Source organism: Sphingobium sp. JAI105 (assembly GCF_015752145.1).
GTDB classification, from domain to species: domain Bacteria; phylum Pseudomonadota; class Alphaproteobacteria; order Sphingomonadales; family Sphingomonadaceae; genus Sphingobium; species Sphingobium xenophagum.
In genome coordinates this window covers 3,155,539-3,168,421 of record NZ_JADOUC010000001.1, presented here as the reverse complement: position 1 = coordinate 3,168,421, position 12,883 = coordinate 3,155,539, and the positions used below count along the sequence as shown (strand labels likewise).

At 62.3% G+C, this 12,883-nt stretch carries 17 protein-coding genes; 11 read left to right on the top strand and 6 right to left on the bottom strand.

From position 1 onward, the window contains the following. Positions 1 to 17: 17 nt before the first annotated feature. A complete protein-coding gene (rpmB, locus tag IWY39_RS15415) occupies positions 18 to 311 on the bottom strand; it encodes a 50S ribosomal protein L28 (RefSeq protein ID WP_017181091.1) in 294 nt (97 codons plus the stop codon). A gap of 143 nt (positions 312 to 454) precedes the next feature. Here rpmB and IWY39_RS15410 point away from each other — a divergent pair, with 143 nt between their 5' ends. Together IWY39_RS15410 and IWY39_RS15405 are read left to right on the top strand one after the other, a co-directional pair. Then, a complete protein-coding gene (locus IWY39_RS15410; protein ID WP_017181090.1) occupies positions 455 to 676 on the top strand; it encodes a hypothetical protein in 222 nt (73 codons plus the stop codon). Positions 677 to 716: 40 nt separating this feature from the next. Then, positions 717 to 1,175, top strand: a complete 459-nt coding sequence (locus IWY39_RS15405; protein ID WP_017181089.1) for a nucleoside deaminase — start codon at positions 717 to 719, stop codon at positions 1,173 to 1,175. Here IWY39_RS15405 and IWY39_RS15400 read toward each other — a convergent pair. Then, positions 1,137 to 3,035: a hypothetical protein gene (locus IWY39_RS15400; RefSeq protein ID WP_107124768.1), complete on the bottom strand. Its 1,899-nt coding sequence runs from the start codon at positions 3,033 to 3,035 to the stop codon at positions 1,137 to 1,139. The two genes, IWY39_RS15405 and IWY39_RS15400, sit on opposite strands and share 39 nt — an antisense overlap. Positions 3,036 to 3,077: 42 nt before the next feature. Here IWY39_RS15400 and IWY39_RS15395 point away from each other — a divergent pair, with 42 nt between their 5' ends. Beyond that, positions 3,078 to 3,494 carry a GtrA family protein gene (locus IWY39_RS15395; protein WP_107124767.1) on the top strand — a complete coding sequence of 139 codons (417 nt, stop codon included), beginning with the start codon at positions 3,078 to 3,080 and terminating at the stop codon, positions 3,492 to 3,494. Positions 3,495 to 3,599: 105 nt separating this feature from the next. Continuing rightward, positions 3,600 to 3,893 carry a GIY-YIG nuclease family protein gene (locus IWY39_RS15390; RefSeq protein WP_107124766.1) on the top strand — a complete coding sequence of 98 codons (294 nt, stop codon included), beginning with the start codon at positions 3,600 to 3,602 and terminating at the stop codon, positions 3,891 to 3,893. Between the two features lie 79 nt (positions 3,894 to 3,972). On the opposite strand, the gene IWY39_RS15385 is transcribed toward IWY39_RS15390, so the two are convergent. From IWY39_RS15385 to IWY39_RS15375, 3 genes are all read right to left on the bottom strand, one after another. Then, complete coding sequence (locus IWY39_RS15385; protein WP_017181085.1) at positions 3,973 to 4,776, bottom strand: LytR/AlgR family response regulator transcription factor; 804 nt, start codon at positions 4,774 to 4,776, stop codon at positions 3,973 to 3,975. After that, positions 4,773 to 5,879, bottom strand: a complete 1,107-nt coding sequence (locus IWY39_RS15380) for a sensor histidine kinase (RefSeq protein WP_017181084.1) — start codon at positions 5,877 to 5,879, stop codon at positions 4,773 to 4,775. Before IWY39_RS15380 ends, IWY39_RS15385 begins: the two co-directional genes overlap by 4 nt. Before the next feature lie 85 nt (positions 5,880 to 5,964). Beyond that, complete coding sequence (locus IWY39_RS15375) at positions 5,965 to 6,447, bottom strand: winged helix-turn-helix transcriptional regulator (RefSeq protein WP_107124892.1); 483 nt, start codon at positions 6,445 to 6,447, stop codon at positions 5,965 to 5,967. 111 nt (positions 6,448 to 6,558) lie between these two features. Between IWY39_RS15375 and IWY39_RS15370 the strand changes: the two genes are divergently transcribed. The 3 genes from IWY39_RS15370 to rplL all read left to right on the top strand — a co-directional run bounded on the left by IWY39_RS15370 (position 6,559) and on the right by rplL (position 10,010). Then, the gene (locus IWY39_RS15370; protein ID WP_017181082.1) at positions 6,559 to 8,664 is read left to right on the top strand and encodes a RelA/SpoT family protein; all 2,106 of its coding nucleotides are present in this window, start codon (positions 6,559 to 6,561) and stop codon (positions 8,662 to 8,664) included. A gap of 383 nt (positions 8,665 to 9,047) precedes the next feature. Continuing rightward, the gene (gene rplJ, locus IWY39_RS15365; protein ID WP_107124891.1) at positions 9,048 to 9,563 is read left to right on the top strand and encodes a 50S ribosomal protein L10; all 516 of its coding nucleotides are present in this window, start codon (positions 9,048 to 9,050) and stop codon (positions 9,561 to 9,563) included. Positions 9,564 to 9,635: 72 nt separating this feature from the next. Next, the gene (gene rplL, locus IWY39_RS15360; RefSeq protein WP_017181080.1) at positions 9,636 to 10,010 is read left to right on the top strand and encodes a 50S ribosomal protein L7/L12; all 375 of its coding nucleotides are present in this window, start codon (positions 9,636 to 9,638) and stop codon (positions 10,008 to 10,010) included. Positions 10,011 to 10,297: 287 nt separating this feature from the next. Here the strand turns inward: rplL and IWY39_RS15355 are convergent, their stop codons facing one another. After that, entirely contained in the window at positions 10,298 to 10,531 is a 234-nt protein-coding gene (locus IWY39_RS15355; RefSeq protein ID WP_229380638.1) for a hypothetical protein, read from the bottom strand. 242 nt (positions 10,532 to 10,773) lie between these two features. Here IWY39_RS15355 and IWY39_RS15350 point away from each other — a divergent pair, with 242 nt between their 5' ends. Genes IWY39_RS15350 through IWY39_RS15335 form a run of 4 tightly spaced genes read left to right on the top strand, consistent with a single transcriptional unit; the run spans position 10,774 to position 12,851 of the window. Further along, a complete protein-coding gene (locus IWY39_RS15350) occupies positions 10,774 to 11,220 on the top strand; it encodes an HPr kinase/phosphorylase (protein WP_107124765.1) in 447 nt (148 codons plus the stop codon). Continuing rightward, on the top strand, positions 11,217 to 12,155 hold the full coding sequence (rapZ, locus tag IWY39_RS15345) for an RNase adapter RapZ (RefSeq protein ID WP_107124764.1): 939 nt from the start codon (positions 11,217 to 11,219) through the stop codon (positions 12,153 to 12,155). Before IWY39_RS15350 ends, rapZ begins: the two co-directional genes overlap by 4 nt. A 22-nt stretch (positions 12,156 to 12,177) precedes the next feature. Further along, positions 12,178 to 12,582 (top strand): PTS sugar transporter subunit IIA, encoded by a 405-nt coding sequence (locus tag IWY39_RS15340; RefSeq protein WP_017181076.1) that lies wholly within the window; start codon positions 12,178 to 12,180, stop codon positions 12,580 to 12,582. After that, positions 12,579 to 12,851: an HPr family phosphocarrier protein gene (locus IWY39_RS15335; protein ID WP_017181075.1), complete on the top strand. Its 273-nt coding sequence runs from the start codon at positions 12,579 to 12,581 to the stop codon at positions 12,849 to 12,851. The genes IWY39_RS15340 and IWY39_RS15335 overlap by 4 nt, the downstream gene beginning before the upstream one ends. Positions 12,852 to 12,883: the final 32 nt, after the last annotated feature.

The window sequence follows — 12,883 nt, the reverse complement described above, 5'->3', positions numbered from 1 at the left end:
CGAAACGAATCGAGAAATCAGGCGGCTGCGGCAGCCTGCTTCTTGACGATGTCGCGCTTCAGGCGACGCGCCTTGAGCGACAGCTTGTCGTCGCTGGTCTTGAGCAGCCAGTTGTCCAGGCCGCCATTATGTTCGACCGAACGCAGACCATGGGTCGACACGCGCAGCTTCACGCTGGTTTCCAGCGCTTCGGAGATCAGCGAAACATTCTGCAGGTTCGGCAGGAACACCCGCTTGGTCTTGTTATTGGCGTGGGAAACATTGTGACCCACCTGGCGACCCTTGCCGGTCAGCTCGCAAATGCGCGACATAGTCAATCAACCTTGTAATTCGGGTTCGTTCGGAAAGCCGCGCCGATAACGGGATTCCCTCTGGCCGTCAACCCGCCGCTCGGCGTGTCGCAACCCTTTTGCGCGGCGAAGCGTTGTCGCCCCGTAACATATGGGAGGTTGAAATGCGATTCATTGGCGGGCTGTTGATCATTCTGTTGCTCGTGCTGGCTGGCGGCATCGCCACCGGCTTCATCGACTTGCAGAAAACGCGGGACGGACGGCTTCCCGAAATCGCCGTCAAGGAAGGCGCGCTTCCCAAATATGAAGCCAGCGTCGCCAAGGTTGAGGTTGGCACCCGCAACGAAACCGTCGAAGTGCCGACTGTCGCCGTCAAGAAACCCTGAGTTCGCGTGACGGGCAAGATGCTGTAAGGGCGGGGATGTCATGTCCTCGCCCTTTCCCTTGCCCGATCCGATGCGCCGCGCGCTGGCGCTGGCCCGCGCGGCCGAAACGGCGGGCGAAGTGCCGATCGGCGCGGTGGTGACCAGAAACGGCATCATCATTGGCGAGGGCGAGAATCGCAACCGCCGCGATCATGATCCCACCGCCCATGCCGAAATCGTCGCGATGCGGGCGGCGGCCATCCATCTGGGCGATTTTCGTCTGACAGGCTGCGACCTGTGGGTCACGCTGGAGCCTTGCCCGATGTGTGCGGGAGCCATCTCCCACGCCCGGATCGCGCGGCTATATTATGCCGTGGGCGATCCCAAGGGCGGCGCGATCGAGCAGGGGCCGCGTCTGTTCGCCCAGCCGCAATGCCTGCACCGGCCCGAAGTCTATGGCGGATTGGCCGAAGCCGAAGCCTCAGCGCTGCTCAGGGATTTTTTTGCTGCCCGACGCTGAATAATCGATGCGGTAGAGCTGATAGGGCAATGTCATGCCGCTGTTCAGCGTCACCGGCACCAGCCAGCGCGGAATTGCGCCCCGCATCAGGTCGGCATAGAAACCCTGCGGGCTGCGCGACTGATAGATCGTGCCTTCGGGGAAATTGGGGCACACCAGCAAATAGGTCGCGTGATGCCGCGCCGCGATGGGGCGGAAGGCATCGGCCGGGCCGTCATAGGCGTGGTGCATGTCCAGGATCGTCGCACCATTGCGATGATAGGGACCAGCCAGCGCACTATGATGCGTCGTCGCGATCAGGCGCGGTCCCAGATCGACCATGGTGAAGATGGTTGCGGGGGGCAATTGGTCCAGCACCTCCAGCGCGGGCAGCGTGCGGCACCGGCTATTGGCTTTCTTGATCGCATCGTTGCGGGCGATGGCGGATGGCCGCCAGGGCTTGGGCTTGTTGCCGGTCAATTCCGCCCATCCGCGCATGATCTGCGGATAGAGCGGATAGGCGCAGGCGATCGCCGCCAGCAGCGCCACCCCTGCCCCCGCCGCGATTCGCACCCGGCGCGTGCCGGTAAAGATCGCGACGATCAGCCGGTGTGCGGCCCAGGCGGCAGGCGGGATCGCCAGCAGCTGCGCCGCTGGCCCCGCGCGCAACTGCCAGAACAGCAAGGCGGTGGAAAAAAGCATCATCAGGCCGACAGTCGCCCAGGCCCAAAGCCGCTCCGCATCGCGCCGCGCGTCCCACAAGGCCCAGATCAGCCCGACCAGCCCCGCCAGCGGAATCGCCAGCAACGGCACGACCAGGCTTTGTGCCTGCGCGGTGATCGGCTTGGCCTCACGGATATTGGCCAGCCACAGTCGTTCGAGTTCGGGCGAAATCTGATAGGGGCTCAGGCATTGCGGCCAGTTCAGCCAAAAGAAGGCCGCCACCGCGCCGCCTACGACTGCGCCTGCCGCCAGCCGCATCGCCCAGCCGCGCAAAGGGGCAAGCGAGAGCAGCACCATGCCCGCCGACGCCGCGCCGAACACCGCCACCCAGATGGGCGAAATCGCATCGCACACCATCGCGCGATTGGCATAGCTGGCAAACAGCAGATAGCAGAGCGAAGTCGCCCCGCCCAGGCTGAGCGCATAAGGCAGCATCCGCCGCTCCGCCCCTTCGCGGAACACCCAGCGCAGCGCGATCAGCCCGCCGCCCGCCGCCAGATAGACGATCATCTCCATGCCGATCGCGATCGACAGCGCACTGCTGACCCCGGCCATCACCCCGCCGCGCAGCCGGTTGGTGTCGATGACGCCGGCCAGCATCGTCACTGCCAGCGCCAGTTGCCAGCCATGATGGTCGATCCGCATCGGCGCATACATGCCCAGCCCCATCTGCGCGGCGAGCGGGGCAAGCGCGGCGAGCAGCCAGCCATGCGGCCCGGCCAGCCGCCGCCCGATAAAGCCCAGGCTGAGCATCAGCAGCAACAGCGGCAGCAAGGGCGCGATGCCGCAGGCCAGCCGATCGGCCAGCCCCTGGTCGACAAAGGCGCGGAAGAACAGGATCAGCCCGGCAATGGGAATATCGACCAGACGCGACCAGTGGATATTGGCACCGCCCGGCGGATCGAGCCGATATTGGCGCAGGTCGTACCACCCCTGCCCGGCGAGCCAGTCCTTCACCTGCACATAGCGGATATTGTCGTCCGTATCGCCCAGCACCAGCCAGTGAATGGCGGGCCAGCGGCTGACGACCATGGCGACCGCGATCGCGATCGCGATGAGGAAGGTAAGCCACTTCCAGTGCCGCGCGCTCCACGCCAGCAGGACAGGCCAAATATGGGTCACCCGCGCGCGCAGGGCATCGGCGCTTTTCAAGCTCATTCTTGCCCCCTAAACGAGCCGTGGCAAAGCGCAACGGGGACCATGGCCATCATCAACCGACTTTCACCGCAGCATCGCGCGCTCTTCTGGCAAATCGTCCGCTATGGCGTGACCGGCCTGTTCGTCACAGCCTGTCAGGCGGTCATCTACTGGGGCCTCGCCGCGCTCGCCGGTCTGCATCCGCAACTGGCCAATCTGATCGGCTATGGCGCCGCGGTCGTCATCGGCTATGTCAGCCACAGCGCCTTCACCTTCCGCGGCCACGGCACCCGCGACAAGGCCGCATCGCGCGGCATCCGCTTCGTCGCGGTGTCACTGGTCAGCTATGCGCTCAACGCCCTGTGGGTATGGCTGTGCGTGACCCATATGGGCTGGCCCGAATGGTCGCCGATCCCGGCAATGATCTTCGTAACACCCGCGGTGATGTTCGGACTGAACCGCCAATGGGTGTTCAAATAGTCCATTGGATGATTTTTAACGCAGCCTGCTCCCGCGAAGGCGGGAGCCTGGTTCCGCCCTCTGGACTGGGTTCCCGCCTGCGCGGGAACACGGTAGAATTTCGGCATGACCAAGCCCGGTTACGTCTATCTGATGGCAAGCAGCCAGAACGGGACGCTGTATCTTGGCGTGACCAGCGATCTCGTCCAACGGGCCTGGCAACATCGCAACGGCTTTGGCGGTGAATTCAGCGCCAAATATCGCTGTCACTTGCTGGTCTGGTACGAAGCCTATGACGACATTCAGGAAGCGCGCCAGCGCGAGTTGCGGATGAAGAAATGGGAGCGCAAATGGAAGCTGCGCATGATCGAGGAAATGAACCCAACGTGGCGCGACCTGTTTGAGGATATCGCCACATAAGCCGTGTTCCCGCGCAGGCGGGAACCCAGTCCCGTCCTGCGAACTGGATTCCCGCCTGCGCGGGAACACGATGTTCTATTTAATGCACGAACCGCGCCACCACGTCGCGGTAGGAGCGGCTGACCTTTACCTGGGCGCCTGATTCCAGCACCAGGAAACATTCGCCATTGGTGTGAGGCTTGACCTGCTTCACCTGACTGAGGTTCACAATGGTGGAGCGATGGACGCGCTGGAAATTGCGCGGGTCGAGCCGCTTTTCCAGATCCTTCATCGTTTCGCGCAGGATCAGGCTGTTGTCGGCGGTGTAGATGCACATGTAGTCGCCCGCCGCGTCGATCCGCTCGATCGAATCGACGTCGACGCGGAAAATCTGGCCGCGATCCTTGATGTTGATGAGCTTTTCGAAGCGATTGGACGCCGGACCTTCCTCCTCCGCCACGATGAAGTCGCTCATCGCCTGGGGCGCGACTTCAGCCAGCACCTCGCGCAGCTTCTCCGCTTCCTGCACCTGCCGCTTGTCCGACAGGCGCAGGCGCACCCGGTCGAGAGCGTCGGCCAGACGGCCTTCCTCCACGGGTTTCAGCAGATAATCGACCGCCTGCGCCTCGAACGCGCGAATCGCATGGTCCATATAGGCGGTGACAAAGATGAAGAGCGGCGGTTCGACTTCCATGATCCCCTGAACGACGGAAAATCCGTCAAAACCGGGCATCTGGATGTCCAGGAACACAAGGTCGGGCTTATGCGTCTTGATAGCGCGGATCGCTTCGCGCCCATTGTTGCAGGTTTCGATAATTTCGACATCCTCATGCGCTTGCAGACGCAGCATAAGCCCTTGCGTAGCAAGGCTTTCGTCGTCGACGAGGATTGTTCTGATGGTCATGCGGCCACTTTCGATGAATCTTCCAAATTGAGCGGGATTTCGATGATCACCGAAAAACCGCCGGGACTTGAACGTGTTTCAAAGCTCTGTCGTTCCCCGAAAGCCTGAATGAGCCGGTCGCGGATGTTTGGCAGGCCCACGCCCGTCCCTTCGCTGACGGCAATGTGTGGCTTCATTCCGCTTTCATTCAATCCCGGCCCGGTATCGGATACGACGATCCGCACATTTTCACCGGCAGGCTGCGCGCTGACGGTTATGTCCGCCCCCTCCTCCTTGGGCGTCACGGCATATTTGATCGCATTTTCGACCAGCGGCTGAAGCAGCAGGGATGGCAGGCGCGCCCGCGCGACCGCCGGGTCGATGGTGAATACCGGACGCAGCCGGTCCTCGAACCGCATCTTCTCAATCTCCAGATAGAGTTTGAGCGTTTCGATCTCCTGCTCGATCGTCACCTGCGCGGTCGGCTCGTTGATGAGGGTATAGCGCAGGAAGGAGGACAGGCGCGAGAGCATCGCATTGGCCCGATCGGTCTGTTTGAGCAGCACCAGCGTGGAGATGGAATTGAGCGTGTTGAACAGGAAATGCGGGTTGAGCTGATAGCGGAGCATCGCCAGCTGCGCGCTCGACGCCTGATTTTCCAGATGGAGCAGCTGGTCGGCCTGTTCCTCCACCGTCAGATAGAAATTGATTGCATAATAAAGCGCCGACCATGCACCCAATAGCGTCATCGACAGATAGAAAGCGCCAAGGAACAGTTGCAGCCCCGCCGTCTCGCTGCCCTTGTTCTGGGTCGAAAAGACCCAGGCGTCGATAAAGGCGACCAGCGCGGCGGCGGCCACGACCGTCAGGATCGATGCGCCCCAGGTGACGATCGGTTTGCGCTTGAGCAGGAAGCGAAACATCACCGCGATCAACAACGTCACCGAATAGCCGGTGACGGTAGAAATCAGCACTGGCACCAGGCTGGATAGCGGCTGGCCATTGGCAATGGTGGACGATCCGCGCAACAGGAACGCGCCGGCCCAGCCCAGCGATTGCAGGTTCCAGAAGGCGCGATTCTTGTCCGCGAAAAAGGGCTGGGGCTGAAAGGGATGAACAGACATTGCAGGCAGCCTAGGCGATTTGAAGCGGCTGGTGAAGCCGCCGCCGCCCAGGACGTCCTCACCCTGGCCGCGCTGCGCCCGCCCGTCAGGCGGCGGCAGCGGAATCCTCCGCCATCGGGGTGACCTGGTCGGGGCACAGCCAGACCAGGTCGTTCAGGTCCAGTTCGCGCCCGTCATGCGCCTGTATCGTAACCTTGCGGATCGGCAGGCCGTCGCGCCGGTCGGCCAGCACCTGGCACGACACCGTGCCGCAGCTCCATTTTTCGCCCCACTGGCGCAGGGCGATCATGACCGGGGCCAGTTCCCGCCCCTTTTCCGTCAGGCGATATTCCACCTTGCGCCGGTCGCACTGCATGGGTTGGCGCAGCATGATGCCGTTTTCGACCAGCCGGGCGAGGCGGTTGGCCAGGATGTTGCGGGCGATTCCCAGCGTCGACTGAAACTCCTCGAAATGGCGGATTCCCGACAGGGCGCCACGCAGGATAAGGAAAGACCAGCGCTCTCCCATCGCCTCCAGCGCACTGGGGAGCGCGCATTGTTCCAGATCCTGTGCCAGATTATGTTTCATGGTGATGACTAGATAGCCCAAAGCAGCGACAGTTGCAAAAGCGCTGTGTATTTAGGGCAGATGGGATTTTTTTGTTGCGCTGCAAGGCACTTCCCACACAATCGGGAAACGATGTTACGCCAGTATGAACTAGTCGAGCGCGTCAAACGCTATGATCCCAACGCGGATGAAGCGATGATCAACCGCGCCTATGTCTTTTCGGTCCAGAAGCATGGCAGCCAGAAGCGCGCCAGCGGCGACCCCTATTTCAGCCACCCGATCGAGGTGGCGGGCATCCTCACTGATTTCGGGCTGGACGACCAGACGATCGTGACCGCGCTGCTGCACGACACGATCGAGGATACGCTCGTCACCTATGCGGAGATAGAGGCGGCGTTCGGCAAGGACGTCGCGCGTATGGTCGATGGCGTGACCAAGCTCTCCAAGATCGAGGCGATGAGCGAGAATGAGCGGGCGGCGGAAAATCTCCGCAAATTCCTGCTCGCCATGTCGGACGACATCCGGGTGCTGCTGGTCAAGCTGGCCGACCGGCTGCACAATATGCGCACGCTGCATTTCATCAAGAATCCCGACAAGCGCCGCCGCATCGCCAAGGAGACGATGGATATCTACGCGCCGCTTGCGGAACGGATCGGCATGTATGATTTCATGCGCGAAATGCAGTTGCTGGCCTTTCGCGAGATTGAGCCGGAAGCCTATGCCAGCATCACCCGGCGGCTGGAGCAGCTGAAGGAAGGCGGCCATGACAAGGTCGACCGGATCGGCGCGGAATTGCAGCTGTTGCTGGGCGGATCGGACATTCCGGTCACTGTGTCGGGGCGCGAAAAACATCCCTTCTCGATCTGGAAGAAGATGCAGGAGCGCCATATCAGCTTTGAACAGCTGACCGACGTGATGGCGTTCCGCGTGATTACCGAGACGACCGCGGACTGCTATCGCGCGTTGGGCGTCATCCACCAGACGTTCAAGATGGTGCCGGGCCGGTTCAAGGATTATATCTCTACCCCCAAGCGCAACGGCTATCGCTCGCTGCACACCACCGTCATCCATCAGGACAATGCCCGGATCGAGGTGCAGATCCGCAGCCGCGACATGCATCATGACGCGGAACTCGGACTGGCGGCGCATTGGGCCTACAAGCAGAAGGGCGACGCGAGCGACCGTAATGCGGCATGGCTGCGCGATCTGGTCGAAATATTGGAACAGAGCCAGGATGCGGACGAGCTGCTCGAACATACCCGCATGGCCATGTATCAGGACCGCATCTTCGCCTTCTCGCCCAAGGGGGAACTGCACCAGCTGCCCAAGGGATCGACCCCGGTGGACTTCGCCTATGCGGTGCATACCTCACTCGGCAACCAGACAGTGGGCGCGAAGGTCAACGGACGGGTCGTGCCGCTGCGCACCAGCCTGGACAATGGCGATCAGGTCGAAATCCTCAAATCCGACGGGCAGGAACCGCAGCCGGGCTGGCTGACCTTCGCCATCACCGGCAAGGCGCGCGCGGCGATCCGCCGCTATATTCGCCAGAAACAGCGGGGCGAGGAAGTCGCGCTGGGCGAAAAGCTGTATGAGGAAATTGTCGGCCGCTTCTCCCCCGATCTGGCCAGCGAACTGGGCGACAAAGCGCTCAAGGCGGCGCTCAAGCGACTGAAGCTTGATGATCGCGCCGCGCTGATGGTGGCGATCGCGACCCATCGGCTACTCGATTCGGAAGTGATGGAGGCGCTGGTTCCCGGCTCCACCACGGGCAAGGACATGGAACAATCCCATCCGCGCCAGCACGCGCCCATCTCCATCCGCGGGCTGACGCCGGGCATCGCCTACAGCCTGTCCGATTGCTGCCACCCGGTGCCGGGCGACCGCATAGTCGGCATCCGCCGCACCGGCGGGCCGATCGAGGTACACACGATCGACTGCCGCACGCTCGAAGCGGGGCAGGATGACGACTGGGTCGACCTGTCCTGGGACAGCAAGTCGAAGGGTGGCACCGCGCGGTTGCAGGTCATCGTCCAGAACCAGCCGGGCGCGCTGGCCGCGGTCACCAATGTGTTCGGCGCGACCAAGGCGAACATCCTCAACCTGCAACTGGTCAACCGCGAAGGCCCGTTCCACACCGACATCATCGACCTGGAGGTCGCCGACGCCCAGCATCTGATGCGGATATTGTCAGCGCTGCGCGCGCTCGACACAGTGGTGCAGGCGGACAGGGTTTAAGGCATCATCCGTTCGGGCTGAGCGGAGGCGAAGGCACCTCGCTTCGCTCGGCGGAGCCCTTCGACTTCGCTCAGGGCGAACGGTGTCAGGAATTTCCGCGTGACATTGCGCCCCTTCCCCGCTAATGGCCCCGCAGCGAACCCCTTGCGGGTTCACCGTCCGAGACAGTTGGTGAGGGGAATCTGCCCCTCTTAATGTCCAGCCTAGACGGGGAAAAGTTCTTTACCGGGCGGGCCATCATGGTCTGTTTCGGGTCTGCCGCCTTCCTTCATATGGACGAACGGCCAGTCGATCTCTCCCCTTCGGACTAAACATCCCGTGTGCTTGCACGCGGGTTTTTGCCGTTCATCGGGTTTTCCGGTGGACATGAAGTGGAGAATGGCATGGATCGTAATCAGAAATCTGAGGTCGTCACCACGCTGAACGCTACTTTTGCCGACCTGGGTGTTGTCGTGGTCACACGCAACCTGGGCATGACCGTCGCACAGTCGACGATCCTGCGGCAGAAGATGCGCGAAGCTGGCGCGTCCTACAAGGTTACGAAGAACAAGCTCGCCAAGATCGCGCTGAAGGACACGCAATACGAAACGATCAGCTCCATGCTGACCGGCCCGGTTGCGCTGGCCACCTCGGCCGATCCGGTCGCCGCCGCCAAGGTGGTGATCGATTTCGCCAAGACCAACGACAAGCTTGAGATCGTTGGCGGCGCAATGGGCGGTGTGCTGCTCGATGCAAATGGCGTCAAGGCGCTCGCATCGATGCCCTCGCTGGACGAACTGCGTGCAAAGATTATCGGCCTCATCCAGGCGCCGGCAACCAAGCTCGCTACCGTCATCCAGACGCCGGCTTCGCAGCTCGCTCGTGTCTTCAACGCCTATGCGGAGAAGGAAGCGGCCTGATCGGTCGCAACCAGCTTCCTGTAATCGTTTCAACATATTGCGGGGTTCACCCCGTTTAGAAGGAAAAATATCATGGCAGACATCAACGCACTGGTCGAACAGCTTTCGGCCCTGACCGTCCTCGAAGCCGCCGACCTGTCGAAGGCTCTGGAAGAAAAGTGGGGCGTTAGCGCCGCCGCAGCCGTCGCCGTCGCTGGCCCCGCCGCTGGCCCCGCCGCCGCCGCCGCTGAAGAGCAGACCGAATTCGACGTGATCCTGACCGGCGACGGTGGCAAGAAGATCAACGTCATCAAGGAAGTCCGCGCCATCACCGGCCTGGGCCTGACCGAAGCCAAGACCCTGGTTGAGTCGGCTCCCAAGGCGATCAAGGAAGGCGTGAACAAGGAAGAGGCCGAGAAGGTCAAGAAGCAGCTTGAAGAAGCCGGCGCGACCGTCGAACTCAAGTAATCTGGATGCCTCGCTTCATGCGAGGCTGACCGGCTGGCCTTTGGGCTGGCGGATAATGGGGCGGTGCCGAAAGGCGCCGCCCTTTTTCTGTATTGCGATGTTGCGTTCGCACTCTCCGTCATCCCGGACTTGATCCGGGATCCCTTCACCGGGCGGTCGTGATTCTACGAGAGGTAGAGCCAATGGATCCTGACTTCCGTCAGGATGACGAAGTTGGTGACTGGCAGGTGACGACCAGTTGCGGACGTTGAGCGCGGCGCTTGCCGCGCCCGACAGCAGCCATCCGTTCAGCTATGGCGCTTGGCTACACCAAAGAGAAACAAGAGAGCCGGGATGAAGAAGATGACGAAGGCTAACCATTCGGCATGTCCGTAGCCAAGACGGTCCAACAGCATCTGCACCAGAATAATCGCTGAGACGGTAGGAAAGATAATGGCAGCCATCACAGCGAAGCCCTTCCAATGGCAAGGAATGTAACTCCAAGCGACCTTTTCGAACCACTTCTCGCGCTGCACGTTCACCTCGGAATGTCTAGTTTAAGCATGGTATCGCCGAAAGCCGACCGTCGCAAATCCACCCCTCCCCGTCATGCTGACGAAAGTCAGCATCCAGGGTCGCGCAGCGCTCCCCCCTGTCTCCCGCCGTACGCCGTGATGACGAAGCCCCCGCGCAACCGGCCCCCTCGCCCGCCCCACAGTGGCACGCCCCTGTCCCAAAAACCCGTTCCCACTTTCCCCCAGTCTGTTCTACAAGTGGAACAGATATGCCGCGCGCCCTTTCATCCGAAACGCTTCATGCGACCAGCGTGGCCATTGGCGGCCGCGCGGTGCTGCTGTGCGGGGTGAGCGGGATCGGGAAGTCCGACCTTGCGCTACGGCTGATCGACCGGGGGGCGGTGCTGATCAGCGATGATTATACGCTGGTCAAGCGGGTGGACGGGCAACTGGTCGCCACCGCGCCCGCGACCATCATCGGCAAGATGGAGGTGCGCGGGCTCGGCATCGTGGCGATGCCCCAAGTCGCCGACGTGCCGGTCGCGCTGATCGTCGATCTGTTCGACAAGGTGGACCGGATGCCGCTGGAGCCGGTCATGCGCACGGTGGCCGGGATCAACGTGCGCGTCGTCAAAATCGCGCCACTGGAAGCCTCCGCGCCGATCAAGGTCGAACTGGCGCTGCGAATGCTGGATCAGGGGGGCGACACCCCATGACCCAGTCTCACCCCAAATCCATCCTCCTCCTGTCCGGCGTGTCGGGCGCGGGCAAGACCACGGCGCTCAAAACGCTGGAGGATATGGGCTGGGAAGTGGTGGACAATCTGCCGCTGGTGCTGCTCGACCGGCTGCTCGACACCCCCCTGCCCGCGGGCCATGCGGGCGCGGACGACCGGCCATTGGCGCTCGGCATCGACGCGCGCACGCGCGGGTTCGACGCCAATGCCATCGTCCAGCGGATCAAGGCGCTGCGCGACAATCATGGCCATGATGTCGAAACCCTGTTCCTCGATTGCTCCGGCACCGAACTGGAGCGCCGCTTTGCCGAAACCCGGCGGCGCCATCCGCTGGCGCTCGATCGCCCTGCGGCTGACGGGATCGCGCGCGAACGCGAATTGACCGAGCCGCTGCGTCGCTGGGCCAGCCAGGTGATCGACACGACGAGTTTCTCCAGCAACGCCCTGCAACAGGCGATCCGCGACCGTTTCTCGCGTGAGCGGCTGTCGGACCCAGTGCTGACCATCTTGTCCTTCGGCTTTTCGCGCGGAATGCCGCGCAACGCCGACCTGATGTTCGACATGCGTTTCCTGCGCAACCCGCATTGGGACGACGCGCTGCGGGACAAGACGGGGCAGGACGCGGATGTCGCCGCCTATATCATGGCGGACCCCGCCTATGAGGAAGCGGTCGGCATGATCGAGGAACTGCTCAAAATAGTGTTGCCGCGCTACGCGGAGGCCGGGAAAGCCTATATTACCGTGGCGTTCGGCTGCACCGGGGGACGGCATCGGTCGGTCCATGTGGCCGAACGCGTCGCCAGATACTTGCAAGACGCGGGCTTTTCGCCCACGGTCTCGCACCGCAATATGGAATCGGCGCCACAGGATAGTCTGGAGAAGCGCCCACCGGGAGGCCCGAAAGCAATATCATGAAGCAGGTGGGCCGCAAAAGCACATGATCGGACTTGTACTCGTCACCCATGGGTCGCTCGCGACCGAATTCGTCGTCGCGATGGAGCATGTCGTCGGCCCGCAACAGCAGATCGAAACGATCTGCATCGGGCCGGATGATGACATGGAATTGCGCCGCGCCGACATCGCGACCGCCGTTGCGCGCGTGAATGACGGCAGCGGCGTCATATTGCTGACCGACCTGTTCGGCGGCACCCCATCCAATCTGGCGATTTCGTTGCTCAAGGCGGGCGAGATCGAGGTAATCGCGGGCATCAACCTGCCCATGCTGATCCGGCTGGAAAGCGCGCGCAAGGTGATGGACGTGAAAGCCGCCGTCGCCGCCGCGCGGGAGGCGGGACAGAAATATATCAGCGTTGCGTCGGAACTGTTGGGCAGCACCACATGAATGAAGTCAGCCAGTTAGTCCTCATCAGCAACAAACGCGGCCTCCACGCCCGCGCGAGCGCCAAATTCGTGACGCTGGCCAGCGGCCTGCCCGCCAACATCATCGTCAGCAAGGATGGCAGCGACGTGACCGGCACGTCGATCATGGGGCTGATGATGCTGGGCGCGGCCATGGGCGACAGCATCACTATCAAAGCAACCGGGCCGGATGCGGCCGATTCCCTGGGCAAGCTGGTCGGCCTGGTCGAGGACAAGTTCGGGGAAGAGTAGAAATATCCGTTCGCCCTGAGCAAAGTCGAAGA

Excerpts from the sequence above, each read along its gene's own strand:
- rpmB (WP_017181091.1), bottom strand. The coding sequence starts at position 311 with ATGTCGCGCATTTGCGAGCTGACCGGCAAGGGTCGCCAGGTGGGTCAC.
- IWY39_RS15410 (WP_017181090.1), top strand. The coding sequence starts at position 455 with ATGCGATTCATTGGCGGGCTGTTGATCATTCTGTTGCTCGTGCTGGCT.
- IWY39_RS15405 (WP_017181089.1), top strand. The coding sequence starts at position 717 with ATGTCCTCGCCCTTTCCCTTGCCCGATCCGATGCGCCGCGCGCTGGCG.
- IWY39_RS15400 (WP_107124768.1), bottom strand. The coding sequence starts at position 3,035 with ATGAGCTTGAAAAGCGCCGATGCCCTGCGCGCGCGGGTGACCCATATT.
- IWY39_RS15395 (WP_107124767.1), top strand. The coding sequence starts at position 3,078 with ATGGCCATCATCAACCGACTTTCACCGCAGCATCGCGCGCTCTTCTGG.
- IWY39_RS15390 (WP_107124766.1), top strand. The coding sequence starts at position 3,600 with ATGACCAAGCCCGGTTACGTCTATCTGATGGCAAGCAGCCAGAACGGG.
- IWY39_RS15385 (WP_017181085.1), bottom strand. The coding sequence starts at position 4,776 with ATGACCATCAGAACAATCCTCGTCGACGACGAAAGCCTTGCTACGCAA.
- IWY39_RS15380 (WP_017181084.1), bottom strand. The coding sequence starts at position 5,879 with ATGTCTGTTCATCCCTTTCAGCCCCAGCCCTTTTTCGCGGACAAGAAT.
- IWY39_RS15375 (WP_107124892.1), bottom strand. The coding sequence starts at position 6,447 with ATGAAACATAATCTGGCACAGGATCTGGAACAATGCGCGCTCCCCAGT.
- IWY39_RS15370 (WP_017181082.1), top strand. The coding sequence starts at position 6,559 with ATGTTACGCCAGTATGAACTAGTCGAGCGCGTCAAACGCTATGATCCC.
- rplJ (WP_107124891.1), top strand. The coding sequence starts at position 9,048 with ATGGATCGTAATCAGAAATCTGAGGTCGTCACCACGCTGAACGCTACT.
- rplL (WP_017181080.1), top strand. The coding sequence starts at position 9,636 with ATGGCAGACATCAACGCACTGGTCGAACAGCTTTCGGCCCTGACCGTC.
- IWY39_RS15350 (WP_107124765.1), top strand. The coding sequence starts at position 10,774 with ATGCCGCGCGCCCTTTCATCCGAAACGCTTCATGCGACCAGCGTGGCC.
- rapZ (WP_107124764.1), top strand. The coding sequence starts at position 11,217 with ATGACCCAGTCTCACCCCAAATCCATCCTCCTCCTGTCCGGCGTGTCG.
- IWY39_RS15340 (WP_017181076.1), top strand. The coding sequence starts at position 12,178 with ATGATCGGACTTGTACTCGTCACCCATGGGTCGCTCGCGACCGAATTC.
- IWY39_RS15335 (WP_017181075.1), top strand. The coding sequence starts at position 12,579 with ATGAATGAAGTCAGCCAGTTAGTCCTCATCAGCAACAAACGCGGCCTC.